Here is a 25,721-nt window from a genome sequence, read left to right on the forward strand (position 1 = left end):
CGGCACGGTCGCCCGCTCCGCCGCGCGTCAGGCGCCCGGCAGGTGGGGGAGGCGGCGGATGCGCCGCCACAGCGCGGGGTCGCAGTCGCCGGCACGGCGGGAGAAGCCGGCGAGCGGGACGTGCGCCGGCTCGGCCAGGTCGACGAAGCTGTCGTGGTCGGCGTCGGGATCCCACTCACGGGTCGGGATGCGGACGTGGTCGTCCCGGGCGCTCTTGTCCTGACTGGTGATCTTCAGGACGTCGGCGCCCCCGTCGTCGGCCCGCAGCACCAGGCAGGGCCGCACCTTCGAGCCGGTGCCGTCGGCGTACGGCACGTCGGCCCACCAGATCTCGCCGGGACGCGGCGCCCCGGCGGGGGACCGCTCGGCGGTACGCGGTCGGGGCGGCGCGGTGGACCGGCCGGGACCGCCCGACGGCTTCCGGCGGCCGGGCCGGGTGCCCGGTCGACGGGGCGGACGCGGAGCGGCGTCACGGCCGCCCCGCCGCCGGTCGTTCCACGCCCAGCCGGCGGCCACGGCCAGCACGATCACCGCCGCCCAGAGCAGCCATTCCGGCATCCGTACCCCCGCCTGGTCAGTGGGCGCGGCGCGGACGCCGCGGGTTCGACGGCGGAGCGGATCCGCCCCCGCGGCCCCGCCGTCCGGCGATCCTCGCACGGCCGGGGCCCCCGCGCCGGTCGGGCGCGACGGGCGGCCGGCGGATTGTCCCACCGGACCGATACGGTGCCGAGGTAGCGGAATCACGGGAGGTCGCACGGTGTCCGAGGAAACCATCGCCCAGCAGGTCACTCCGGCACAGGAGGCGGCCGCCGGCGCCGAACCGACCCCCGAGGCCCGGGAACGGCACGCCACGCTCAGCCAGGAGCTGACGGAACACCAGTACCGCTACTACGTGCTGGACGCGCCGACCATCCCCGACGCCGAGTTCGACCGGCAGTTGCGGGAGCTGGAGGCGCTGGAGGAGCAGTTCCCGGCGCTGCGGACCCCCGAGTCGCCGACGCAGCGGGTCGGCGGCACCTTCTCCACCGACTTCACCCCCGTCGCCCACGCCGAGCGGATGCTCTCGCTCGACAACGCCTTCGCCGACGAGGAGCTGGCTGCCTGGGCCGAGCGGGTCGAGCGCGACGCGGGCGGGTCGGTGCCCTACCTGTGCGAGCTGAAGGTCGACGGGCTCGCCATCAACCTCACCTACGAGCGCGGGCGGCTGGTCCGGGCGGCGACCCGGGGCGACGGCCGCACCGGCGAGGACGTCACCGCCAACGTGCGCAGCATCCGCGACGTGCCGGGCCAGCTCGCCACGTCGGCCGAGTTCGGCGACGTGCCCGAGTTCGTCGAGGTCCGGGGCGAGATCTACTTCCCGGTGGCGGCCTTCGCCGACCTCAACGCCGGGCTGGTCGAGCAGGGCAAGCCGCCGTTCGCCAACCCGCGCAACGCCGCCGCCGGCAGCCTGCGCCAGAAGGACCCGCGGATCACCGCCTCCCGGCCACTGCGCCTGGTGGTGCACGGCATCGGCGCCCGCCGCGGCTTCCAGCCGGTCACGCAGTCCGAGTCCTACGCGGCGTTGAAGGCGTGGGGGCTGCCGACCAGTGACCGCTGGCGGGTGGTGCCCGACCTGGCCGGTGTCGCGGAATACATCGCCCACTACGCCGAGCACCGGCACGACGTCGAGCACGAGATCGACGGCGTGGTGGTCAAGGTCGACCCGGTCTCCATCCAGGGCCGGCTCGGCTCGACCAGCCGGGCGCCGCGCTGGGCGATCGCCTTCAAATATCCGCCGGAGGAGGTGAACACGAAGCTGCTCGACATCGACGTCGAGGTCGGGCGCACGGGCCGGGTCACGCCGCGCGCCGTCCTCCAGCCGGTCAAGGTGGCCGGCTCCACCGTCGCCTACGCCACCCTGCACAACGCCCGGGAGGTCGAACGCAAGGGCGTCCTGATCGGCGACACCGTGGTGCTGCGCAAGGCCGGCGACGTGATCCCCGAGGTGCTCGGCCCGGTGGTGGACCTGCGTCCCGCCGACGCCCGGCCGTTCGTCATGCCCACCACCTGCCCGGCCTGCGGCACGCCGCTCGCGCCGGCGAAGGAGGCGGACGTCGACATCCGCTGCCCCAACTCGCGCACCTGCCCCGGTCAGCTGCGCGAGCGGGTCTACCACCTCGCCGGCCGCAAGGTGTTCGACATCGAGGCGCTCGGCTACAAGGGCGCTGCGGCGCTGCTCGACGCGCAGGTCATCACCGACGAGGGCGACCTGTTCTCGTTGGACGAGAAGCAGCTCGCGCGCTCGCCCTTCTTCGTCAACAAGGACGGCACGCTCGGCAGCAACGCCGTCAAGCTGCTCGACAACCTGGCCGTGGCCAGGGAACGCGACCTGTGGCGGGTGCTGGTGGGCCTGTCCATCCGGCACGTCGGCCCCACCGCCGCGCAGGCGCTCGCCCGGCACTTCCGCTCCGTCGAGGCGATCGACCGGGCCGGCGAGGAGGAGCTCTCCTCGGTCGACGGCGTCGGGCCGACGATCGCGGCGAGCATCCGGGAGTGGTTTGCCGTGGACTGGCACCGCGAGGTGGTCCGCAAGTGGCGCGAGGCCGGCGTACGGATGGCGGAGGAGGCGGTCGACGAGGGGCCGCGGCCCCTGGAGGGGCTCACCGTCGTGGTGACCGGCACGCTGCCCGGGTTCAGCCGCGACCAGGCGTCCGAGGCGATCCAGAGCCGGGGCGGCAAGGTCAGCGGGTCCGTCTCCAAGAAGACGTCATTCGTCGTGGTGGGCGAGAATCCCGGCTCGAAGGCCGACAAGGCGGCCAGCCTGAAGGTGCCGGTCCTGGACGAGGACGGCTTCCGGGTGCTGCTCGACGCCGGCCCGGAGGCCGCCCGGGAGGTCGCCCGCACCGAGGAGTGACGACCGGGCGGTGGCGGCCACCGACCCGGCGGGGCAGGCACGACGGGCTCGACTGGCCGGGCCGCGACGGCGGGAGGCGCCCGGTCGAGATACCAACTTAATTACGACTACGACCGATTCGCGACTGTCGTGCCGGGCATTACGACACGGAGGGCGTTTCATTGGTGGCACGGCGTGCGACCGGTCACGCCCGTGGACCGAGCCCTCGGGAGGTGTGATGGAGTCCGCGGACTCGCGAAACTCCGTTCCGCCTGGCCGGGCACGCCCGTTCTTCGCCTTCGTCTGGTCGGTGACCGCGCTGGCGGCGGTGCTCTGCGTACGCCCGCTGCTCGACCTCCCGGCCGAACTGCCGCGGCTGCCTGTGGCGTTCTGGGTGATGGCGGCCCTGGCCGTCGGCTGTGACGCGCGCCCGTTCGTCCCGCCCGGGCGCCGGCAGACCTCTGCGGTCTTCCCGTCCACCTGCTTCACCTTCGCCATCCTGCTCGGCTGGGGGTTCGGCCCGGCGGTCCTGGTGCAGGCGGTGGCAGTCGTCGTCTCCGGCTGGCGGATGGGCTACGCCCCGTGGCGGACCGCCTTCAACGCCGCCCAGTACGCGGCAGCCCTGGGCGCCGCGTACGCGGTCACCTGGCTGGGGCCCGGGAGCATCTTCGACGGCGGCCGGCTGCGCGGCACGGACGTGCTGGCGGTGGGCGGCGCGACGGTGGCCTGGTTCGCCGTCAACTACGCGCTGGTCAGCGCGGCCGTCCGGCTGCGCTTCGGCGACCGGTGGTGGCCCAGCCTGCGGCAGGGGCTGGGCTTCGAGCTGCTCTCCACCGGCTCGTTACTGCTGCTCGCTCCGGTGCTGGTCGCGGCGGCGCGGGCCAGCGCGGCGCTGATCCCGCTGGTGCTGGTGCCGCTGTTCGCCGTCTACCGGATGGCCCGGCTCAGCGTCGAGCAGCAGCAGCTCGCCTCCCTGGACCCGCTCACCGGCCTGCCCAACCGCAAGGCGCTGCTGGCCGAGGTCGGCGAGCAGGTGCACGTGCACTCCGAACGGGCGGCCCGCGGCGAGCCCGCCGCCCGGCTGGCCCTGCTCCTGATCGACCTCGACCGCTTCAAGAACGTCAACGACGCGCTCGGGCACGCGGTAGGGGACCGGCTGCTGGTCGAGGTGAGCGCGCGGCTGACCGACGTGGTCGGCGAGGGCATGGTCGCCCGGCTGGGCGGGGACGAGTTCGCCATCGTGATGACCGGCCTGGCCGACGTCGACGACGCGCGGGAGCTCGCCGGCCGGGTGGTCCGGGCGCTGGCCGAGCCGGTGTCGCTGGACGGGTTGCCGCTCGACGTGGGCGGCTCGATCGGCATCGCGCTCTTCCCGGAGCACGGCGAGGACTTCGCGACCCTGATGCGCCACGCCGACGTGGCGATGTACGACGCCAAGCACCGCAACGACACCGTGGCGGTCTACGCGGCCGAGTCCGACCACAACTCCGCGGAGCGGCTCGGCCTGCTCGCGGACCTGCGCCGGGTGCTGGAGGCGGGCCGTCCCGAGACCGCCCCGCCCGCCGGGGACGGTGCCGGCGCCCCGGGCGACGGGGCGGTGGCCGTCCCGGCGGGACCGACGCCGGCCGGCCGGCTGCCGGGTGACGGGCGGGCCGGCGGCGCGCGGGGCGGGGACGGGGCCGAACTCCCGGCCGACGTCGCCGGCCTCACGCCCGGCTCGGGCCTCGCGTCCGGCTCGGGCCTCGCGTCCGGCGCCGACCTCGCGTCCGGCGCCGACCTCACGCCTGGCTCCGGCCTCACGTCCGGCTCCGGCCGCTGGCGGCTGCGCCGCCGCCGGGAGCGGCCCGGTCCGCCGCCCGGCGACGAGCTGATCAACCGGATCGTGACCGCCGCGGACCCGATCCGCCGCCGGACGATGGCGGCGGGGGAGACCGGCCCCGACCGGGGCGACGGTCCCGGCCGCCGCAACGGCGCCGGGCAACCCGGTGGGCGGGGCGGCGCGGTCGTACGCCGGCAGGGGCCGCCCGTCGACGACGGCGCGGGGGATCGCGGCGGCGACCGGGCCCCGACGGGCCGGCGCGGTGCCCGGCACGACGCGGCCGGCCGGCGGGACGCGGACACCGCTGCGGTCGTCGACGCGGGCGAGATCACCATGTACTACCAGCCGCAGGTCGCCATCGCGACCGGCGAGGTGGTCGGCGTGGAGGCGCTGCTGCGCTGGCGGCACCCCCGCCGGGGGATGGTGGACCCGGAGGAGCTGATCCGGGTCGCCGAGCAGAGCGCGGTGATGCGGCTGCTCACCCGCCGGGTGGTGGACGACGTGGTGGAACAGCTCGCCAAGTGGTCGGCCGCCGGGATGGGCCTGCCGGCGGCGCTCAACGTCAGCGTGCGGGACCTGCACACCGGGGAGATCGCCGACCAGATCGCCGACCGGCTCGCCCGCTACGGCGTGCCGCCGCAGCGGCTGCAACTGGAGATCACCGAGGGCGCCCTGATGGCCGACCCGCGTCGGGTGCTGGCCACCATCACCCGACTGCACCGGATCGGCGTGGGCATCTCGCTGGACGACTTCGGCACCGGCTACTCCTCCCTCCAGCACCTGCGGCGGCTGCCGCTGTCCGAGGTGAAGGTGGACCGTTCCTTCGTGCTGGGGATGGTCGAGGACGCCGACGACGCGGCGATCGTCAAGTCGACGATCGAGCTGGCGAAGGCGCTCGGGTTGCGGGTGGTCGCCGAGGGTGTCGAGGACGAGCGCACCTGGCGCATGCTGCACGCGGCGGGCTGTGACGCGGCACAGGGCTGGTTCTACGCCCGCCCGATGCCGGCCGAGGAGCTGGTCGGCTGGCTGGCCCGCTACCGGCCGGTCCGCCCGACGCCCAGCCCCGACGCGGAGATCCCCCGCCGGCACGCCCGCTGAGCCACCCGCCCCGCGCGGCGCGGCCGTCGGCACACGAGGCCCCGCCGCGCCGGAGGGGGAGTCGGGGACGCGCCGCCGGGGCGGAACAATAGACTCGCTCCGGTCACCGCGCGTCACGCATCTCGGCCGCGCGGCCGACACCCGGTCCGACCCGCAGCACCGTCACGAAGGGGGCACCGATGGCCGCCATCTCCCGCGAGGAGGTCGCGCACCTGGCGCGACTGTCGCGGCTAGCCGTCACGGAGGAGGAGCTGGACACCTTCGCCGGCCAGCTCGACGTGATCCTCCAGGCGGTCGCGCAGGTCGGCGAGGTCACCGCGGCGGACATCCCGCCGACGTCGCACTCGGTGCCGCTGACCAACGTCCTGCGCGACGACGTCGTGGTGCCCGGGTTGACCCCGCAGGAGGCGCTGTCGGGTGCGCCCGACGCCGAGGAGCAGCGGTTCCGCGTACCGCGGATCCTGGACGAGGATGTGGCGTCATGAGCGAGCGCAGCGAGCGAATCATCAGGCTCAGTGTGATGGTGCCTCATGGCGGCACGGAGCGAAGCGGAGTGGCGTCATGAGCGATCTGATCAGACTGACCGCGACGGAGATCGCCGGGCTCGTCGCCTCCGGTGAGGCCTCCGCCGTCGAGGTGACCCGGGCGCACCTGGACCGGATCGCCGCCGTCGACGACCGGGTGAACGCGTTCCTGCACGTCGACTCCGAGGGCGCGCTCGCCGCCGCCGCCGAGGTCGACGCCCGCCGCGCCGCCGGCGAGGAGCTGGGTCCGCTGGCCGGCGTGCCGGTCGCCGTCAAGGACGTGCTGACCACCAAGGGCGTGCCGACCACCGTCGGGTCGAAGATCCTGGAGGGCTGGCGCCCGCCGTACGACTCGACGATCGTGCAGCGGCTGCGCGCCGCCGGCACGGTGATGCTCGGCAAGACCAACATGGACGAGTTCGCGATGGGCTCCTCCACGGAGTACTCGGCGTACGGGCCGACGCACAACCCGTGGGACCTGAGCCGCATCCCGGGCGGCTCGGGTGGCGGCAGCTCCGCGGCGCTGGCCGCGTACGAGGCGCCGCTGGCGATCGGCTCCGACACCGGCGGCTCGATCCGCCAGCCCGGCGCGGTCACCGGCACCGTCGGCGCGAAGCCCACCTACGGCGGCACCTCCCGCTACGGCCTGGTGGCGTTCTCGTCCTCCCTGGACACCCCCGGCCCCTGCGCCCGTACGGTGCTGGACGCCGCGCTGCTGCACGAGGTGATCGGCGGGCACGACCCGCGCGACTCCACCTCTATCCCGCAGCCCGTGCCGGACGTGGTGGCCGCCGCCAGGCTCGGCGCGACCGGCGACCTGACGGGCGTGAAGCTCGGCATCGTCACCGAGTTCGCCGCCGAGGGCGCCGAGCCGGGCGTGACGGCGGCGTTCCGCGAGTCGGTCGACGCGCTGGCCAAGCTGGGCGCCGAGATCGTCGAGGTGTCCTGCCCCCACTTCCGCTACGCGCTGCCGGCGTACTACCTGATCGCCCCGAGCGAGGCCTCCTCCAACCTGGCCCGGTTCGACGGCGTCCGCTTCGGCCTGCGGGTCGGCGACGACGGCAACCGGTCGCTGGAGGAGGTCATGTCGCTGACCCGGGAGGCCGGCTTCGGCGCCGAGGTCAAGCGCCGGATCATGATCGGGACGTACGCGCTCTCGTCGGGCTACTACGACGCCTACTACGGGCAGGCGCAGAAGGTCCGTACCCTCATCACCCGGGACTTCACCTCGGCGTTCGAGCAGGTCGACGCGCTGATCTCGCCGACCACCCCGTTCGTGGCGTTCCCGCTCGGGGCGCGCACCGCCGACCCCTACCAGATGTACCTGGCCGACCTGTTCACCATCCCGACGAACCTGTACGGCGGGCCGGGCATCTCGGTGCCGTGCGGGCTCTCCGACGGGCTGCCGGTCGGCTTCCAGATCATGGCCCCGACGATGGCCGACGACCGGATGTACCGGGTCGCCGCCGCGCTGGAGAGCGCCGTCGGCACGTTCACCCCACCGGCACTGTGAGGCAGGAGCTCAGATGACGACGACACTGCCCGCGTACGACGAGGTCGTCGCGCGCTACGAACCGGTGATCGGCCTGGAGACCCACGTCGAGCTGGGCACGAACACCAAGATGTTCTGCGGCTGCCCGACCGACTTCGGCGGCGAGCCGAACACCCGGGTCTGCCCGGTCTGCCTGGGCCTGCCCGGCTCGCTGCCGGTCGCCAACCGGGCCGCCATCGAGGCGACGATCCGGATCGGCCTGGCGCTGAACTGCTCGATCGCCGAGTGGTGCCGCTTCGCGCGGAAGAACTACTTCTACCCGGACATGCCGAAGGACTTCCAGATCAGCCAGTACGACGAGCCGCTGTGCTTCGAGGGCTACCTGGACGTCGAGGTCAACGGCGAGCTGGTGCGCATCGGCATCGAGCGGGTGCACCTGGAGGAGGACACCGGCAAGACGCTGCACGTCGGCGGCGCCACCGGTCGCATCCACGGCGCCACCGAGTCGCTCGTCGACTACAACCGGGCCGGCATCCCGCTGGTGGAGATCGTCACCAAGCCGGTCCCCGGCACCGGTGCGCTCGCCCCCGAGGTGGCCCGCGCGTACGTCACCGAGCTGCGCGACGTGATCCGCTCGCTGGGCGTCTCCGACGTGCGGATGGAGGAGGGGTCGCTGCGCTGCGACGTGAACACCTCCCTCAACCTGCCCGGTGAGGAGTGGGGCACCCGGACGGAGACCAAGAACGTCAACTCGCTGCGGTCGGTCGAGCGGGCGGTCCGCTCGGAGATCATCCGGCAGGCGTCCGTGCTCGACGCCGGTGGCCGGATCACTCAGGAGACCCGGCACTTCCACGAGGACACCGGCGACACCACGCCGGGCCGCTCCAAGGAGACCGCGACCGACTACCGGTACTTCCCGGAGCCCGACCTGGTGCCGCTGGCGCCGGACACCGCCTGGGTCGCCGAGCTGAAGGCCGCCCTGCCCGAGCTGCCCCGGCTGCACCGCCGGCGGCTCCAGGAGCAGTGGGGCCTCTCCGACGCGGACATGCAGTCGGTGCTCAACGCGGGTGCCGTGGAGCTGATCGAGGCCACGGTCGCCGCCGGCACCACCCCGGCCGCCGCCCGTAAGTGGTGGCTGGGCGAGCTGTCGCGGCGGGCCAACGAGACCGGCGCGGAGCTGGCCGACATCGGGGCCACCCCGAGCCAGGTCGCCGAACTCCAGGGCCTGGTCGACGCCGGCAAGCTCAACGACAAGCTGGCCCGCACCGTCCTGGAGGGCGTGGTGGCCGGCGAGGGCTCGCCGACGCAGATCATGACCAACCGGGGCCTGGAGGTCGTCTCCGACACGGGCGCGCTCACCGCCGCCGTGGACGAGGCGATCGCCGCCAACCCGGACATCGCCGAGAAGATCCGCAGCGGCAAGGTCGCCGCGGCGGGAGCCCTGGTCGGCGCGGTCATGAAGACCACCCGCGGCCAGGCCGACGCCAAGACCGTCCGCGAGCTGATCCTGGAGCGCCTCTCCGCCTGACCGGTAAGGGAGGGCACCTTCCTAACGTTTTCTGTACAGGAAGGTGCCCTTCCTGACAACCTGAGCCGCCGCGTGCGTCCGTCGTGCGCGGCGGCTGTGCACGCCGCGCAGCCCCCCGCCCCCGACCGGCCGTCAACGGTGACTGCCGGACCCCTGGAGTCGACCGTGAACCGTACCGACCTCGACGTCCTCGACGAGATCCAGCAGCGGGTGCTCTGGCTCGCGACCCGGATCGTGGACGCGGCCAACCACGACCGGGACACCGGCGACGGGGTGAAGGTCGGCGGGCACCAGGCGTCCAGCGCCTCGCTGGTCACCGCCATGACGGCGCTGTGGTTCGCGCACCTCGACGCCGAGGACCGGGTGGCGGTCAAGCCGCACGCCTCGCCGGTCTTCCACGCCATCCAGTACCTGCTGGGCAACCTCGACCGCTCCTACCTGACGAGGCTGCGCGCCCGGGGCGGGCTCCAGTCGTACCCGTCGCGGACCAAGGACCCCGACGAGGTCGACTTCTCCACCGGCTCCGTCGGGCTCGGCGCGGCGGCGCCGCTCTTCGCCGCCGCGACCCGCCGCTACGTCGACGCGCACTTCGGCGCCCGCCCGCACTCCCGGTTCGTCGCGCTGATCGGCGACGCCGAGCTGGACGAGGGCAACATCTGGGAGGCCGTCGCCGACCCGGCCACCACCGGCCTGGGCAACGTGACGTGGCTGGTCGACTTCAACCGGCAGTCGCTGGACCGGGTGGTGCCCGGGGTGCGGATCAACCAGTGGCGGGGCCAGTTCGAGGCCGCCGGCTGGCACGTGGTGGAGGTCAAGTACGGCCGCCGGCTCGCCGAGGCGTACGCCCGGCCGGGCGGCGAGGCGCTGCGCGACTGGATCGACGCGATGCCCAACGAGCAGTACCAGTCGCTGTTCGGGCTCACCGGCGCGGCGCTGCGCAAGCAGTTCCTCGACGGCGCGCCCGACGGCATCGGGGCGTTCATCGCCGACGTCGGCGACGACGAGCTGGGGCCGCTCGTCACCGACCTGGGCGGGCACGACATGGCGGCGATGCTCGACGCGTACGCCCAGTGCGACGCGGTCACCGACCGGCCCAGCGTGGTCTTCGCGTACACCGTGAAGGGGTGGGGTCTGCCGATCGCCGGCAATCCGCGCAACCACTCGGCGCTGCTCACCGCCGAGCAGGTCGACGCGCTGCGCGCCGCGCACGGGCTGACGCGCGAGACCGAGTGGGACCGCCTGGACCCGGCGTCGGAGGCCGGCATCCGGGCCGGCGCGCGCCGGGAGGCGCTGTCCCGGGCGCCGCGCGAGCGGGCGCTGGGCGTCACCGTCCCGGACACGACGCGGGTACGCGCGAACAAGCCGATCTCGACGCAGGAGGTCTTCGGTCGGGTGCTGGTCGAGCTGGCCCGCAACCCGGAGGTGGGCCGCTATCTGGTGACCACCGCGCCGGACGTGGCGACCTCCACCAACCTGGCCGGGTTCATCAACAAGACCGGCGTCTTCGCCCCGACCGAGCAGCGTTCCTGGACCGAGGACCGGATGCTGCGCTGGACGGAGAGCCCCGCCGGGCAGCACATCGAGCTGGGCATCTCGGAGATGAACCTGTTCCTGCTGCTCGGGCAGCTCGGCCTCGCCTGGGACCTGTCGGCGCAGCCGCTGCTGCCGGTCGGCACGGTCTACGACCCGTTCGTGCTGCGTGGCCTGGACGCGTTCCTCTACGGCACCTACGCCGGCTCCCGGTTCGTGGTCGCCGGCACCCCGTCGGGCATCACGCTCGCCCCGGAGGGCGGCGCCCACCAGTCGACCATCACCGCCTCGGTGGGCCTGGAGCTGCCCGGGGTGACGTTCCTCGAACCCGCGTACGCAGCCACCCTGGACTGGCTGCTCTGCGACGCCCTGGGCCAGATCGCCGGCGGGGCCGCCCCGTCGACGACCGCCGCTCCGGCCGAGGACGGGGCGTACTACTTCCGGCTCAGCACCCGCCCGATCGACCAGGCGCCCTTCGAGGCGGCGCGGGCCCGGCTCGGCGACGCGGTGCTGCGCCGGCAGGCGGTCGCCGGGGCGTACCGGCTGGTGGACGCCCACGAGGCGTACCCGCACCTGGCCGAGGCCCCGGTGGTGCAGCTCGCCGCCTCCGGCGCGGTGCTGCCCGAGGTGCTCGCTGCGGCGGCGGAACTGGCCGAGGAGGGCATCGCCGCGCACGTCGTCGACGTCACCTCGCTGGACCGGCTCTACCGGGCCTGGCAGCGCACCCTGCGCCAGGGCGTACGCACGGCCACCGTGCCGAGCGTGCCGGGCGCGCTGCGCTCGGCGTTCGCCGACCGGGTGCCGGTGGTGACGGTGCACGACGCCGCCTCGCACGCCATGGCCTGGCTCGGCTCGGCGCTCGCCGCCCCGGCGGTGCCGCTGGGCGTGGACGAGTTCGGCCAGTCCGGCAGCGTCCACGAGCTGTACGACCTGCACGACCTGCTGCCTGGCAGCATCGTCAACGCCGCCCTCGCGGCCCTGTCCCTGCGCTGACCCTTGTCCTGTCCTGTCCCTGCGCTGATCCTGCGCTGACCCGCAGGAGCCTGTCGCGGCCCGTCACCCGCCGCGCGGGCGTCCGGCACCACGGGGCCTGGTGTGGAGGGTCGTCCGTTACCTCGGCGTGGTCGGCTGGGCTGGGCTGCAAGGTGCCGATGCGGCTGCTGGGCGCGGTTGCGGCTGCGGTGGCCGACGGTGGTCGGCGGCTGCCGTGGTCGGTTGCAATCGGCTGTGGCTGTGGCTGTGGCTGTGGCTGTGCTGTGGCTGTGGGCGGCGCGGGGCGGGCGGCGGGACCCGGGACCCGGGACCCCAGCCTCATGGGTGCGAAACGCTCGTGCCATCGCCGGGCAGCATCAAGGCCTCCTACGGTCATCCGGCGCAGGGGCCAGCCGGAGATTCGAGAGCTGGTTACCGGGAGTGATTCGGGCGCCGTGTGACGGAGTGTGACGGTGAGCGAGAGGCGCGGCAGTGCCTGCTTGCGCCCTTTGCTCTGCAGCCACGGACGCACCAGGCCGCTCACCAGCTGCGCGGCAAATCGCACCCGTCGAGAGCTGACAGGGAACCGTCACGATGAGTCACTGGTGCATCCGTGGCTGCAGAGCAAAGCGTCCGAGGGCATGGTCGTCCCCGAGCGGGTGTCGCTACTTAGGGTGATGGTTGCGGGGTGGGTAGATGAACACCCGCCCGGACTACGTGGACCACTACGCGTACCAGGAGGGTCTGCTGATCTCCTACTGCAGCGTGGTGACGGCCAGAACAACTGCCCGACACTCGGGAACCAACGCCGGACGATCAGGGCAGGGCTGTCGGAGGCCCGGCCGGTCATGCGGGACCATCACACGCGCGGCGTTCAGGGCGTGCCGGGTCTACACAGGCGTGCCGGGTCGACGCGGCGCCGGCAGCCGGTCGGCATGCCGAGGCCAACGGGTCGGAGCCAGCATCTCGAGGCCAGCGGGTGGGGACCAGCGGGGCCGTGGCCAGCGCTCGGGCCAGAGGATGAAGGCCAGCGGGGTCGAGGTCAGCGGGTCGGGGTGGGGGTGACCGGGACGGGAGCACCGGCCTTCGGGTCCTCCACGACGTGCCGCTCCAGGTTCACCTGCGCCTGTCCCGTGCCGCCGACGGTGATGTCGTCGTACGCCTGGAGCAGCTTGTCCTTGTCGAAGTAGAGCACCGTCATCGACAGCGGGGTGGGCTTCTCGCCCTCCAGGCCGCGCAGGCCGGCACCGCCCGTGGACCCCTGCACCATCAGCTGGGTGGGTCCCTTCCCGGGCACCTCGGGCAGCTTCGAGACCTGCCGGTCGTGGGTGTGCCCGGCGAGCACCAGCGGGCACGCGCCCGACAGGGGCCCGGCGGAGGCTGGATCGTGCACCAGCGCGATGTTCACCGGGCGCGGCGAGCTGCGTACGGTGGCCGCGAGCTGGTCGCCGACGCCGATGAGCTGGTCCGCGGTCTGCTGGGTGAGCCCGCTGCCCGCCGGCGAGGTGTTCTTGTCGGGGGTGAAGCGCGGGTCGCCGATGCCGGCGATGGTCAGCCCCGCGACCGTGGTGGTCGTGTTGCTCAGCACGATCGCGTTCGGCTGGCGGGCCACGGCCGCCGCGGTCCGCCCCGAGTCGTGGTTGCCCCGGATGTAGACGTACGGCTTCCTGAGCAGGCCGATCGAGCCGACGTACGAGGCCTCCGGCTCGGAGCCCCAGTCGGTGATGTCCCCGGTGTCGATCACCACGTCGATGCCGAACTGCTCGACGACGGTGCGGATGAGCTGCCAGCCGGTCGGGTTGAGGTGCATGTCGGAGACGTGCAGTACGCGGGTCGTGCCGGGGGCGGGCTCGTAGACCGGCAGCGACGACACGGTGGTGTAGAGCTGGCTGACGTTGCCGACGATGCGCTGGAGCTGCTCGGCGTACCGGGTGTAGTCGTTCGCGATCCGCCGGGCGTCACCGACGATCGCGGGGGCGTTGACCAGCAGCCCCTCGTAGCGCGGCTCCTCGATCGACTCCGGCCGGATGGTGGCCGCGGCGGTGCCGAGGCTGGCGGCGGTGATCACCAGCGCCAGCCCGCCCGCCCAGGCCGCCCGGCGGGTGTCACGGAAGATCAGCAGCGCCAGCAGCAGGGTGACCAGCACCGTCGAGGCCAGCGTCCGCAGGCCGAGGCGCAGCACGCCCTCGCGGACGTCGTCGACCGCCGACTGGCTGGCCCGGTTGATGCTCGCCGGATCGTCGAGCAGCGCCTCCGTGCGGCTCTGGTCCAGCGCGCCCAGCTCCACCGTCAGGTGGGTCGGCCCGTCGTGGCTGTCGAGCAGCAGCGCGCCCAGCGGCGGGATGTCGACGGTGGTGCCGCCGCCCAGCGCCGGCGCGACCGTGAGGTCCGCCTGGAACGGGCCGATGTCGGTGCTGACCCGGCCGCCGGCGAGCACGCCGATCACCACGCCGACCACGGCGACGACGAGGACCGCCAGGGTCCACCCGGTCGCGCGCAGGGCTCGCCGACCGGTCCGGTCGGCGCCACCCCGCCGGAGCGCCGGGCGCGGGGCAGGACCGGTCGCCGGGGCGTCCTCGCCCCGGTTCGCGTGCTGTTCGTTCTCCTGGCCGTCCATGGTGAGATTCTGACCTGCCCACTGAAGGATCTTGGGAAACCCGGACGAGCCGGTGCGTCAGCTCCGGCCGGCCCCGCCGCCCGCGAAGACCAGCCGCAGCAGCCGGTCGTCCTCGGGTTGCGGCTGGCCCCGCCCGTCGTGGTTGGAGGTGCTCACCCAGATCGAGCCGTCGGGAGCGGCGGCCACGGCACGCAGCCGCCCGAAGCGGTCGGTCAGCAGCTCGCGCGGCTGGCCGAGCACGGTGCCGGTGTCGGTAAGCTCGACCAGCCAGAGTCGCTCGCCGCGCAGGCACGCGGTGACGAGCAGCCGGTCCACGGCGGTGAGCCCGGAGCAGGACGCGTCCGACGTCGGCCACTGGGCGACGGGGTTGACGAAGCGCTTGTCGTCGCCGCGTCCCTCGACCGTCGGCCACCCGTAGTTGCGCCCCTTGGTGACCTGGTTGATCTCGTCCCAGGTGTTCTGGCCGAACTCCACGGCGTACATCCGCTTGCCGGCGTCCCAGGCGATGCCCTGGACGTTGCGGTGGCCCAGCGACCACACGGGGGAGTTCGGGAACGGGTTGCCGGGCGCCGGCTTGCCGTCCTTCGTGATCCGCAGGATCTTGCCGCCGAGGCGCTTGGCGTCCTGCGCCTGCGGCCGGTCGCCGGCGTCGCCGGTGCTCGCGTAGAGCAGGCCGTCCGGGCCGAAGGCCAGGCCGCCGCCGTTGTGGATGCCGGCCTTGGGGATGCCGGTGAGGATGGGGGCCGGCGTGCCGCCCAGCTCCAGCCGGGCGATCCGGTTGTCCCGCTCGGTCGTGTAGTAGACGAAGACCGACCTGTCGCGCTGGTAGTCGGGCGAGACGGCGATGCCCATCAGCCCGCCCTCGCCGGAGGCCGCCACGTCGGCGATGGTCTGCACCGGGGTGACCTTGAGCCCGTCGGGCCCCGACTCGGGGCCGACCCGCAGGATCCGGCCGTTGTCGCGCTCGGTGACCAGCGCGGCGCCGTCGGGCAGGAAGGCGATCCCCCACGGCACCCGCAGGCCCTTGGCCAGCACGGTGGTGACGACCTCCTGGCCGGCGCCGCCGGGGCTCGCCGTCGCCGACGGCGTCGGGAAGGTCGGCGGCTCACCGGCCGGGTCGGGCTCCGGCTCGCCGAGGCTGCAACCGGCGGTCGCCAGCAGCAGCGCCGCGCACGAGGCCGCCAGGGCCGTCCGGAGACGGTGGGTGCGGGGGTACGGGGGACGGGCGCTCACCCGGCCCAGGGTAGCCCGCCGGAACGTCCCACCGGGGTCGACGGATCGGACCGACTCCGTGGGGTGGTCAGATCGCCCGGACAGCCAGCAGCGCGACGTCGTCCTCCCGGTGGGGCGCGGCGGTCAGCAGCAGGTCGCAGAACTCGCCCAGCGGCAGCCGGTCCGTACCGCCCAGCCGGGCGACCAGCTCGGTCATCCCCTCGTCGATGGACCGGTCCCGCCGCTCGATGAGGCCGTCGGTGTAGAGCAGCAGGGTGTCCCCGGTGGCCAGGTGGGCGTGCCGGCTGGTCCGCCGCACCGGACGGTTCAGCCCGAGCAGCGGCTCCGGCGTTCCGGCGAGCACCTCCACCGTGCCGCCGGCCCGGACCACGAGCGGCGCGGGGTGGCCCGCGTTGCACCAGGTGACACGCTGGCCGCCGGCGTCGTCGGCGTGCAGCCGCACCAGGGTGGCGGTGGCCGCGGCGGGGATGCGCAGCCCGCGGATCGTCTCGTCCAGGCGGCTCATCAGCTCGCCGACCGCGTCGGGCCGACCGTACGCGTTGCCCCGGACGAGGTTGCGCAGCTGTCCCATGGTCGCGGCGGCCTCGATGTCGTGCCCGGCCACGTCGCCGATCGCCGCGATCAGTTCCCCGCCGGGCTGACGGAAGGCGTCGTACCAGTCGCCGCCGACCTCGACCCGGTCCGCCGCCGGCTGGTAGCGGGCGGCCAGTTCGAGGTCCCGGGTGACCGGCAGTTCCGGCAGCATGCTGTGTTGCAGCACGTGCGCGACGTGCCGCTGTTCGCCGTACATCCGGCTGTTGCCGATCGCCTGACCGGCCCGGCGGCCGATGTCCTCGGCGATGAGCAGGTCGCTGTCGTCGAAGTCGCGCCGCAGCGGGCCGTTGATCAGGGTGATGCAGCCCAGCACCCGCCCGGCGTCGGTGATCGGCACGCTGAGGTGCGAGGAGAAGCCGAGGCGGGCCGCGATCTCCGGCATCTCCGGCCCGATCGTGCCTCGCCGCACGTCGGCGAGGGTGGCGGCGCCGCCCAGCACGGGCCGGCCGGTGCGCAGCACCGCGCGGGTGATCGAGTCGGGGCTCAACCCCGTGCGCATCAGCTCGGCGAAGCGGGCGACGTCGGGGGCGCGGGACGGGTCGCGGTGTGCGGCGGTCACGTCGCGCGGCGCCCCGTCGGGCCCGACCAGGGTCACCAGCGACCAGTCGGCCAGCAGCGGCACCATCGTGTCGCGCAGGTGGCGCAGCGCGGTGGCCACGTCGAGCGTCCCGGCGAGGGTCCCCGCCAGCCCGGCCAGCAGCTCCAGCCGCCCGTTGGCCTCCTCCGCGCGCCGCCGGGCCTGCTCGGCGCCCTCCAGCGCGATCCGCAGCCGCAGCTCCGAGGAGCAGGCGGCGGCCAGGTCGGCGAGCGTCCGCAGCTGCTCGGCGGTCCAGTCGCGCGGCTTGTCGTCGATCGCGCAGAGCGACCCGAGGACGTGGCCCTCCAGGTCGGTCAGCGGCATCCCGGCGTACGCCACCACGCCCAGCTCGGGCACGGCGAGGTTGTCCCGCAGTGCGGGGTGGAGCCGGGCGTCCGGCAGCACCATCGGGGTGCCGAGGCCGACGACGTGCTGGCAGAACGAGTGGCTCAGCGGGGTCTGCCGCCGGTCGGCCCACGGCCGGGCCAGTCCCACCTCGCCGGGGAAGAACTGGCGTTCGGCGTCGACCAGGGAGACCAGCGCGACCGGCACGTCGAGCAGGTCCCCGACCAGCCGGGCGAACCGGTCGAACGCCTCGTCGGGGGCGGCCGTCAGCCGGGTCTCGGCGAGGGAGCGCAGCCGATCGGGATCGCGGAGCGCCGAGATCGGGTCGGCCCGCTCCGGGGCGTCGTCGCGGGAGCCTTCGGTCATCGACCACCTGTCCGTGCCGGTGGAGGCCGACCGGCACTCCGGTCCTCCCTTATACCCCCTCCGGACCGGAATCGACGCGGTCGCCGGACCGTCGCCCTGGTCACTCGCCCGCGTCGGGCGGGGGCCGTCCGGGTGCCGGGAGCCGCCCCGCCCGACGCACACCGCCGCCGGGGGCTATCGTCGGCGGGCGTGAAGGTATGGATCCCGCACCAGGCCGGCAGGACGCTCCTCGGTGAGCTGCCGCCGGAGGTCACGGTCGAGGTGGCCGAGGACGTCTCCCGGCTCCCCTCGGAGGCCGCCGGCGTCCGGTTCTGGGTGCCGCCCTTCCTGGCCGGCGGGGACGCCACCGCCCTGCTGGGCGAGCTGCCCGACCTGGCGGTGGTGCAGCTCCTCTCCGCCGGGGCGGACGCGTGGGCCGGCCGGGTCCCACCCGGCGTGACGCTCTGCGACGCCAGGGGGGTGCACGACCCGTCGACCGCCGAGTGGGTGGTCACGGCGATCCTGTCCCAGCTGCGCGCCTTTCCCGCCCTCGCCCGGGCGCAGGCCCGGCGCGACTGGGCGTACGACGAGGTGGCCCCCACCGACGAGCTGGCCGGCAAGCGGGTGCTGATCGTCGGGGCGGGCTCGATCGGCACGGCGGTACGCGACCGGCTCGCGCCGTTCGAGGTGAGCTTCACGCTGGTGGCCCGGACCGCCCGCCCGGAGCAGGGCGTGCACGGCGTGGCGGAGCTGCCGGGGCTGCTCGCCGAGGCCGACGTGGTGGTGCTGCTGGTGCCGCTGACCGAGCAGACCCGGGGGCTGGTGGACGAGAAGTTCCTCGCCGCCATGCGGGACGGCGCGCTGCTCGTCAACGCCGCCCGTGGGCCGGTGGCCCGGACGGAGGCGCTGGTCGCCGAGCTGCGTACCGGCCGGATCTCGGCCGCGCTGGACGTCACCGACCCCGAGCCGCTGCCCGCCGACCACGAGCTGTGGGCGATGCCGAACGTGCTGCTCACCCCGCACGTGGCCGGATCGGTGCGCGGTCTGCTGCCGCGCGCGTACCGGCTGGTCGGCGACCAGGTCCGCCGGTTCGCCGCCGGCGAGCCGCTGATCAACACGGTGGTGGACGGCTACTGAGCGGTGCCGGCGCGACGGTGCTCAGCCGGTCGCGCCGGGCAGGCTCTGGCCGGTGGCCGAGATCAGCCGGGGCAGGTCGGTGCCGCGTACGGCCGGCAGCGTGACGCGCTGGCCGTCGTCGAGCCGGGCGACCGCCCGGCCGCGCGGGTCGGCGGCCAGCTCGACGACCCGGTCCCAGCTGATCCGGCGCTGCCCGACCAGCGCCCGCAGGCGCAGCTCGCGGGCGTCCGCGTCGGTGCCGGCCCGCCACGCCCAGACCGTGACGGCGAGCGGGACGAGCAGCACCGGCAGCAGGTACCACCGGGCGCCGGCCACCGGCAGGGCGCCGAAGAAGGCGACGATCGCGGCGGCCAGGATGGCCTGGTTGTGCCGGAAGTGGACGGTGTCGGAACTGCTCACCCCCCGATGATCCCACCCCCGCCGGCCCCGGTACGCGCCGGGCGGCACCGGCGTGGACCCGAGCGTCGGTGACGGGGATCACTGCCGACTCGGCGTCACCGACTTCGTGGCCCGCTCGTTGACGACTGATGGGCAGCGGACCAACCCCGGGTCCGCAGCCCCGCACCGTCGCACCGCCCGTGCCCCCTCACGAAGGCGACCGCCGTGCCCCTCGCGTACCCGCAACGCGCGTCCATCCCCCGTCCGACACTGCCGGACATCCTCGTCCTCGCCGCCGTCGCGCTGCTCCTGCTCGCCGGCGCGGCCGGTCGGGTGCCCGCCCTGGCCGTCGTGGCGCTGGCCGGCGCGGCCAGCTGCGCCCTGGCCGGCGCGCGGCTCTCCCGGCTCACCGCCGCCCCGCCGCCGACCCCCGCGCCGGTCCCCACCCGGTCCCGCGCCGCCCGCCGGCGTGTGGCGCCGCCCCGACGCGTCGCCGTGCTGCTCGACGCCGCGGTGGTGACGGCGGGGCTCACCGCCGCCGTGCTCCCGCTCGCCGAACCGGGCCGACGCTCCGCCGTCGTCGTGTCGGGGCTGGCCGCCTCCGCCGCGTTGTTCGTCGCGGGCCTGCCTCCGGCGGCGCGGCGGACCCGCCCGTCCGCCCGGGTCCGGCTCCGTGGGGTCGCCGACGCGACCGCCGCCGGCCTGGGGCTGGTCCTCGCCGGCTGGCTGCTGCTGCCCCGCGACGCCCTCGACCCGCCGGTGCGGTTCGCCGTGGCCGTGGCCCTGGGCGGGCTCGCGCTCGCCGCGCTCACGGTGCTGACCGGGCCGCACCGGCGGACCGGCGCGGCCCGCTGCCGGGGCGGGGCGGCACTCACCCTGTCCGGGCTGGTGGTGCTGGCCGCCCTGCAGACGGGCACGGCACCGGAGCGGGCGGCGCTGGTGTCCGTACCCCCGGTGGTGGGTGGGGTGCTGCTGACGGCGGCGGGGGCGCGGCGGGCGACCCGCCCCGAGCCGGACCCGCCCGCCCCGCCGACCAGGGTGTGGCCCCGGGCCGTGGTCCCGACCGCCGCGGCCGTGGCGGCCGTCGGATGGCAGCTCCGCGACGGCGGGTCGCCGGACCTCACCGCGGTCCTGCTCGCGCTCGCGCTGGCCCCGCCGTTGGTGCTGCGCGACCTGCTCCGGGCGGACGACCCGGCGCAGCCGACCGGTCCCGGCGGCCCGCCGGTCGGGCACCGCCCGGCGGACCCGGACCGGTCCGGCGCGCCCGTGGACCGGCCGGCGCTGCTGCGTGCGCTCGCCGCCCTCCGGGACGCGCCGGCCCCTGCCGGTGCGCTGCTCGTCGTCGACCTCGACGGACCCGGCCCCGCCCCCGACGGGCACGAGGGCCGCGAGGACCTGCTGGCCGAGGTGCTCCGCCGGGCCCGCGCGGTGGTCGGCCCCCGGGACCTGCTCGCGGAAGTCACCGCCACCGGCTTCGCCGTGGTCACCGAGGTCGGGCCGGTGCTGGCGTACGCGCTGGGCACCCGGCTGCTCGCCGCGCTCACCGAGCCCTACCCCACGGCGGGCGGGTCGCTGCGGCTGCGGGCCGGCATCGGGCTCGCCGAGATCGGCAACGGCGGCCCGGAGGACGTGCTGCGCCAGGCGGACCTGGCCCGGCGGCGGGCCGTGCAGCTCGGCCGGGACCGGGTCGAGTGGTACGACGCCTACCTGGAGGAGCAGCTCGTCCGCCGGCTCGACCTGGAACGGGAGCTGCCCGGGGCGGTCGCCCGGGGCGAGTTGGACCTCGTCTACCAGCCGGTGCTCGACCTGGCCGACCGGCAGCCGGTCGGCACGGAGGCGCTGCTGCGCTGGCGCAGCCCGGTGCTCGGCACGGTGCTTCCCGCCGAGTTCCTACCGGTGGCCGAGGACCTCGACGTCGTGGGCGAGCTGGGCTGCTGGGTGCTGGACCGGGCCTGCCGGCAGCTCGCCGCCTGGTCGGCGGGCAGCCGGCAGCTCTGGATGGCGGTGAACGTGACCGTCCGGGAGCTGGCCTCTCCCGACTTCGTGCCGCGCACGGCGGCCGTGCTCGACGCGTACGGGCTGTCGCCGGACCGGCTGGTGGTCGAGGTGGCGGAGCCCCGGGTGGGCGCCGAGTTGCCGACGGTGGTGGCCCGGCTGGCCGGGCTGCGCTCGCTGGGCGTACGCACCGCGCTGGACGACTTCCGAGCCGAGCACGCGTCGCTGGCCCAGCTCCGCCGGCTGCCGATCGACCTGCTCAAGGTCGGCCCGCAGCTGGTGGACCCGGCGGACCCGCAGCGCCCGCTGATCGACGTGGTGGTGAACGTGGGGGACCGGCTGGGGCTGGACATCGTGGCCGAGGAGCTGGAGTCGGCGAGCCTGGTCGACGGCGCGCGGCGGGCCGGCTGCCGGTACGGGCAGGGCTTCGCGCTGGCCCGCCCGGCCACCGCCGAGCGGGTCGAGGCGTACTTCGAGGAGTTCCCGTCGGCCTCGCGCTGACCGGGCGGCGGCGTTCCCCGCCCCCGCCTGGTTGACTCTGACACCGTGTCAGGGCCGAACGTGTGAGGGGCCATGTTCACCATCGGAGACTTCGCCGGGCTCGGCCGCGTGTCGGTCCGCATGCTGCGTCACTACGACAGCATCGGGCTGCTCCGCCCGGCCGCCGTCGACCCGCACACCGGGTACCGGTTCTACCGGGCCGAGCAGCTCCGCCGGCTCAACCGGGTGATCGCCCTCAAGGAACTGGGGCTCACCCTCGGGCAGGTGCGGGCGATCCTCGACGACGCCGTCGAGGTCGCCGAACTGCGCGGCATGCTGCGGCTGCGCCGGTCCCAGCTGGAGGCCCAACTGGCGGCCGACACCGCCCGGCTGGCCGGGGTCGAGGCGAGGCTCCGCATGATCGAGACGGAGGGTCGGATGACCAGCCAGGACGTCGTACTCAAGGAACTGCCCGCGGTCCGGGTGGCGGAGCTGACCGGGGTGGCCCGCAGCTACGAGACGCCGGACATCTCCACCGTGATCCAGCCGCTCTACCCGGAGCTGTTCCGGCGCCTCGCCGCGGCGGGCGTCGTGCCCTCCGGCCCGGGGCTGGCCTGGTACGAGGCGACGGGGGAGGGCGAGTCCGTCGTGGTGCACGCCGGGGTGACGGTGGCCGCCGACCCCTCGGCGGCCCGGGACTTCGGCGTCGTCGACCTGCCCGCGGTGCCCACCGCGGCGACGATCATCCACCACGGGCCGATGGACGAGGTGGAGGGCAGCATCCAGGCGCTCGCCACCTGGATCGAGGCGAACGGCTGGCGGGCCGACGGGTACACCCGCGAGCTGTACCTGGACTACTGCCCGGACGAGCCGGAGAAGGGCGTCACCGAACTCCAGTTGCCCGTGGTCGCGGCGTGAGCGGCGGCCCGACCCGGGTGCGGGTCGGGCCGCCGGCGGTGTCGGAGGCGGCCGGTCCGGCCGCCTCCGACACCGGCGTCACCGCAGGTAGGGGCCGGTGTCGCCGACCTTGCCCGGCGCCGGGTTGCCCGGCAGGTCCAGCACGTACACCCGCAGGTTGCCCTGCCCGCTGACCGTCGCCGTCAGGGTCCCGTTGGTGACCGTCCGGACGTCGCCGGTGACCGCGTCGACGTACCGGCCGTTGGGCACGCCGGTGAACGTCGCGCTCCCGGAGACCGTGACCAGCGCGAAGCTGTCCACGCCGCCGGCGGTGAAGCGCCGCTTGTACGCCATGGCGCCGCTGATCCCCTCGGTCGAGTACTGCCCCTTCTGCAGGGCCGGCACCGCCCGGCGGATCTGGTTGAGCCGCTGCACGTGCTTGACCAGCGGCTTGTCCAGGGTGCTGGCGACCGGCCCGGTGGCCGAGGCGACCCGGCCGAAGCCCGCCGCGGTGACCGTGCCCTGGAGGTGGCTGCCGTAGTAGGCGCGCCCGGTGGTGGCCAGCGGGCAGGTCGGCCCGCAGTCGATCTTCGCGCCCTTCTGGAACTCGATCTCCGAGCCGTAGTAGAGCGTCGGGATGCCCCGGAACGTCCACATGAGGCTCATGTTCTCCGCCCAGGCGCCGGTGCCCCCGGTGTAGCGGGTGTTCGACTTGTTCGGGCCGTAGTCGTGGCTGTCGACGTAGACGACGTTGTAGGTCGCGTCGTTGTAGCTGTCGTCGGAGTCCTTGCCGTTGCCGAAGGCGTTGTTCGCGTCGCCGAAGTTCATGTGCATGCGCATGTCGATGACGTTCATTCCGGAGAACTTCGAGTGGTCCGGCGCGTGGTAGGTGTTCCCGCGCAGGAACGCGTTGTCGCTGGTCGGCTGCCCGTTCGGGCCGAGCAGCTGCTCGTGGTCGTACTGCTCGATGGCGGCGCGCACGTCGTCGGGGCTGTACTCCTTGCGCTCCTTCCAGGTGAAGAACTGCGCCGAGTGGTTCACCGAGCCCCGGTTCCACTTGTCGTTGACGAACGCGGCGACCTCGCCGAAGACGTAGAAGTCCCGGCCCTTCTCGCCGTGCCTGGCCAGAGCGTGCTGCTGGATCGCCGGCAGGAACCGCCGGTTCCAGGTGACGCGGGGGATGTGCACGGCCGTGTCGATGCGGAAGCCGTCGACCCCCATGTCGATGAACTTGTTGTACGTGTCGATCAGGTACTTCTGCACGGTGGCGTTCTCGGTGTTGAAGTCGGCCAGGTCCTCGTGCAGCCAGCAGCTGCGCGAGTCCTCGCCCTCCCAGTTGCCGATCCAGCACTGGTGGTACAGGTCGGCCGGGAAGAGCTTGCTGGTCGGGGTCGGCCACTGGCACTCGTAGAGGCGGAAGCCCTCGGGGCTGGTGCCGGCCGGGGCGCCCCAGCGCGGGCACTGGTTGCCGGTCGGCGCGGTGGTCGACCAGACGTCGCCGTTGTAGGGCCGGCCCTTGGCGAGGGCGTTCTGCGCCGGGGTCAGCTCCGGGTCGGTGCCGGGGTGCTCGACCATGGGGTCGTACGAGCGGCCCGGCTCCTGCTTGCTGTACATCCACTTCCACTGCTCGTCGCGGGCGCCGTACACCGTGGGGGTGAACAGGCCCTTGGCGCCCCAGCGGGAGCTGTGGTTGTAGACCACGTCCTGGAAGACCTTGATGCCCTTGGCGTGCGCGGCGTTGATCAGGTCCTGGTAGCTCGCGCCGGGGCTCTCCAGCCTCGGGTCGACCCGCTGGAAGTCCCAGCCGTGGTAGCCGTGGAAGTCGTAGTCGGACCGGTTCAGCACGACCGGGGTGATCCAGAGGGCGGAGAAGCCGAGCCCCTTGACGTAGTCGAGCTTGTCGATCAGGCCCTTGAAGTCGCCGCGGAACATCGGGTCGTCGTTGGCCGCGTTGCCGGACTTGACGTGCTGGCTGCCGCCCCGGTTGTTGGTGGCGTCGCCGTCGGCGAACCGGGCGGTCATGACGAAGTAGATGCTGTCCTCGCGGGGGTCGCCGCCGAGCGGGGTGCCGGCCGCGGGCGGGGGTGTGGTGGTGCCGGTGGTGACCGCCACGGGGGCACTGGCCGGGGAGGTGTTGCCGGCCGCGTCGTACGCCCGGACGGTGTACTCGTAGCGGGTCTGCGGGCTCAGCGCGTCGTCGACGTGGCCGGTGCCGGCGGTGGTCACCGTGACGGTGCCCTGCGACCCGCCGGTGCGGGTGAGCCGGTAGCCGGTGACCCCGCGGTCGTCGGTGGCCGCGGCCCAGGAGACCGCGACGCGCAGCCCGTTCGCGGTCGCGCCCAGTCCCGTGGGGGTGGACGGCGCGGTGGTGTCCGGCGTGTCGGGCGGGCACGGCGAGGCCGCGCCGGCGGTCACCACGCCCGCCTTGACGGTGCTCACCCCGGCGCCCAGGGTGTAGTCCGCGCCGTTGTTGTTGTCCCAGGCGCCGGCGCCGTCGTTGAACGCCGCCCGGAGCGTGGCGGCGGTGCCGAGGTCGACCACCCGGCGGGCCCATCCGGCGCAGCCCGCCTGCATCGGCACGCCGGGGACGGTGGTCCAGGCCCCGCCCGCGGGCTGGTAGTGGATGTTCGCGGCGGCCCAGCCCCTGGTCCCGACGTGGTACCACACGTCGGCCGTCCGGCCGGTCGGCGGGTTCGACGGGGTGGGCGTGGGCGAGGGGGTGCCGGCGCAGGGGTCGCCCGTGCCGACCACGCCGTCCGCGACGGTCACCGTCCCGGTGCCGGTGCCGGTGCGGTAGTTCGCGCCCCGGTTGTTGTCCCAGGTGGCGCCGTTGTGGTTGAACACCACCTGGAGGCCGGTGGCACTACCGGCGTCGATGGTGCGTTTGCGCCAGCCGGCGCACGCCGCCTCCATCGCCACCCCGGGCACGGCCGTCCACGCGCCGCCGTCCGGCGCGTAGTGGACGTTGACCTGGCCGGTCCAGGTGGCGGCGGGCCGGTAGTAGACGGTCACGGAGTTCGCGGCGGCGGCCGTGCTGAGCGGGGCCAGCCCGACGGCGATCCCGGCGGCCAGCGCGGCCGCGATCGTCCGTCGTCTTCGTCCGGTGCTGGGATGCATCGGAGCTCCTCGGGGGTGGTTGTCGGCGAGGGCCGAGGGGGACGGGGTGCCTTGCGTGACAGCCGTCGACTGGGGGGATTGTCCGGACCGGACAGTGACGTGACGGATCGCGTCACAGAATGACGAATGTTTCTGCAAGGTCTTGCAAGTGGCGAGAAAGTTACCACCATC

The 25,721-nt window shown here is 74.4% G+C and carries 15 protein-coding genes; 9 read left to right on the forward strand and 6 right to left on the reverse strand.

Translation table 11 applies throughout. From position 1 onward, the window contains the following. Positions 1 to 27 precede the first annotated feature (27 nt). Positions 28 to 558, reverse strand: a complete 531-nt coding sequence (locus AC0OO9_RS21395; protein ID WP_484511892.1) for a type II toxin-antitoxin system PemK/MazF family toxin — start codon at positions 556 to 558, stop codon at positions 28 to 30. Positions 559 to 757: 199 nt separating this feature from the next. Between AC0OO9_RS21395 and ligA the strand changes: the two genes are divergently transcribed. The 6 genes from ligA (at position 758) to AC0OO9_RS21425 (ending at position 11,856) form a co-directional block, all read left to right on the forward strand. Beyond that, positions 758 to 2,893 carry an NAD-dependent DNA ligase LigA gene (ligA, locus tag AC0OO9_RS21400; protein ID WP_484511894.1) on the forward strand — a complete coding sequence of 712 codons (2,136 nt, stop codon included), beginning with the start codon at positions 758 to 760 and terminating at the stop codon, positions 2,891 to 2,893. A gap of 217 nt (positions 2,894 to 3,110) precedes the next feature. Next, entirely contained in the window at positions 3,111 to 5,789 is a 2,679-nt protein-coding gene (locus AC0OO9_RS21405; RefSeq protein WP_484511896.1) for an EAL domain-containing protein, read from the forward strand. A 179-nt stretch (positions 5,790 to 5,968) separates the two neighbouring features. Continuing rightward, a complete protein-coding gene (gatC, locus tag AC0OO9_RS21410; RefSeq protein ID WP_121396190.1) occupies positions 5,969 to 6,274 on the forward strand; it encodes an Asp-tRNA(Asn)/Glu-tRNA(Gln) amidotransferase subunit GatC in 306 nt (101 codons plus the stop codon). A 76-nt stretch (positions 6,275 to 6,350) separates the two neighbouring features. Then, entirely contained in the window at positions 6,351 to 7,826 is a 1,476-nt protein-coding gene (gene gatA / locus AC0OO9_RS21415; RefSeq protein WP_484511899.1) for an Asp-tRNA(Asn)/Glu-tRNA(Gln) amidotransferase subunit GatA, read from the forward strand. 13 nt (positions 7,827 to 7,839) lie between these two features. Then, positions 7,840 to 9,333 (forward strand): Asp-tRNA(Asn)/Glu-tRNA(Gln) amidotransferase subunit GatB, encoded by a 1,494-nt coding sequence (gene gatB / locus AC0OO9_RS21420; RefSeq protein WP_484511901.1) that lies wholly within the window; start codon positions 7,840 to 7,842, stop codon positions 9,331 to 9,333. 165 nt (positions 9,334 to 9,498) lie between these two features. Further along, the gene (locus AC0OO9_RS21425) at positions 9,499 to 11,856 is read left to right on the forward strand and encodes a transketolase-like TK C-terminal-containing protein (RefSeq protein ID WP_484511903.1); all 2,358 of its coding nucleotides are present in this window, start codon (positions 9,499 to 9,501) and stop codon (positions 11,854 to 11,856) included. A gap of 1,021 nt (positions 11,857 to 12,877) precedes the next feature. Here AC0OO9_RS21425 and AC0OO9_RS21430 read toward each other — a convergent pair. The 3 genes from AC0OO9_RS21430 to AC0OO9_RS21440 all read right to left on the reverse strand — a co-directional run bounded on the left by AC0OO9_RS21430 (position 12,878) and on the right by AC0OO9_RS21440 (position 17,567). After that, complete coding sequence (locus AC0OO9_RS21430) at positions 12,878 to 14,452, reverse strand: metallophosphoesterase (RefSeq protein WP_484511905.1); 1,575 nt, start codon at positions 14,450 to 14,452, stop codon at positions 12,878 to 12,880. A gap of 57 nt (positions 14,453 to 14,509) precedes the next feature. Then, positions 14,510 to 15,685, reverse strand: coding sequence for a PQQ-dependent sugar dehydrogenase (locus tag AC0OO9_RS21435; protein WP_484511907.1), 1,176 nt, complete (start codon positions 15,683 to 15,685; stop codon positions 14,510 to 14,512). A gap of 67 nt (positions 15,686 to 15,752) precedes the next feature. After that, on the reverse strand, positions 15,753 to 17,567 hold the full coding sequence (locus AC0OO9_RS21440) for a SpoIIE family protein phosphatase (RefSeq protein WP_484511909.1): 1,815 nt from the start codon (positions 17,565 to 17,567) through the stop codon (positions 15,753 to 15,755). A 189-nt stretch (positions 17,568 to 17,756) separates the two neighbouring features. On the opposite strand from AC0OO9_RS21440, the gene AC0OO9_RS21445 reads away from it, so the two are divergent. Further along, positions 17,757 to 18,683, forward strand: a complete 927-nt coding sequence (locus AC0OO9_RS21445) for a 2-hydroxyacid dehydrogenase (RefSeq protein WP_484511911.1) — start codon at positions 17,757 to 17,759, stop codon at positions 18,681 to 18,683. 21 nt (positions 18,684 to 18,704) lie between these two features. On the opposite strand, the gene AC0OO9_RS21450 is transcribed toward AC0OO9_RS21445, so the two are convergent. Next, positions 18,705 to 19,082, reverse strand: coding sequence for a PH domain-containing protein (locus tag AC0OO9_RS21450; RefSeq protein WP_311411017.1), 378 nt, complete (start codon positions 19,080 to 19,082; stop codon positions 18,705 to 18,707). 204 nt (positions 19,083 to 19,286) lie between these two features. On the opposite strand from AC0OO9_RS21450, the gene AC0OO9_RS21455 reads away from it, so the two are divergent. Together AC0OO9_RS21455 and AC0OO9_RS21460 are read left to right on the forward strand one after the other, a co-directional pair. After that, positions 19,287 to 21,557, forward strand: coding sequence for an EAL domain-containing protein (locus AC0OO9_RS21455; protein WP_484511913.1), 2,271 nt, complete (start codon positions 19,287 to 19,289; stop codon positions 21,555 to 21,557). Positions 21,558 to 21,629: 72 nt separating this feature from the next. Next, positions 21,630 to 22,454, forward strand: a complete 825-nt coding sequence (locus AC0OO9_RS21460) for a MerR family transcriptional regulator (RefSeq protein WP_484511915.1) — start codon at positions 21,630 to 21,632, stop codon at positions 22,452 to 22,454. Positions 22,455 to 22,532: 78 nt separating this feature from the next. On the opposite strand, the gene AC0OO9_RS21465 is transcribed toward AC0OO9_RS21460, so the two are convergent. Next, positions 22,533 to 25,550, reverse strand: coding sequence for a carbohydrate binding domain-containing protein (locus tag AC0OO9_RS21465; protein ID WP_484511917.1), 3,018 nt, complete (start codon positions 25,548 to 25,550; stop codon positions 22,533 to 22,535). Positions 25,551 to 25,721: the final 171 nt, after the last annotated feature.

The organism is Micromonospora sp. USAFONa4, from assembly GCF_057197825.1.

Bases quoted from the DNA above. Each gene is read 5' to 3' on its own strand.
- AC0OO9_RS21395 (WP_484511892.1), bottom strand. From the start codon at position 558: ATGCCGGAATGGCTGCTCTGGGCGGCGGTGATCGTGCTGGCCGTGGCC.
- AC0OO9_RS21405 (WP_484511896.1), top strand. From the start codon at position 3,111: ATGGAGTCCGCGGACTCGCGAAACTCCGTTCCGCCTGGCCGGGCACGC.
- gatC (WP_121396190.1), top strand. From the start codon at position 5,969: ATGGCCGCCATCTCCCGCGAGGAGGTCGCGCACCTGGCGCGACTGTCG.
- gatA (WP_484511899.1), top strand. From the start codon at position 6,351: ATGAGCGATCTGATCAGACTGACCGCGACGGAGATCGCCGGGCTCGTC.
- gatB (WP_484511901.1), top strand. From the start codon at position 7,840: ATGACGACGACACTGCCCGCGTACGACGAGGTCGTCGCGCGCTACGAA.
- AC0OO9_RS21430 (WP_484511905.1), bottom strand. From the start codon at position 14,452: ATGGACGGCCAGGAGAACGAACAGCACGCGAACCGGGGCGAGGACGCC.
- AC0OO9_RS21440 (WP_484511909.1), bottom strand. From the start codon at position 17,567: ATGACCGAAGGCTCCCGCGACGACGCCCCGGAGCGGGCCGACCCGATC.
- AC0OO9_RS21460 (WP_484511915.1), top strand. From the start codon at position 21,630: ATGTTCACCATCGGAGACTTCGCCGGGCTCGGCCGCGTGTCGGTCCGC.
- AC0OO9_RS21465 (WP_484511917.1), bottom strand. From the start codon at position 25,550: ATGCATCCCAGCACCGGACGAAGACGACGGACGATCGCGGCCGCGCTG.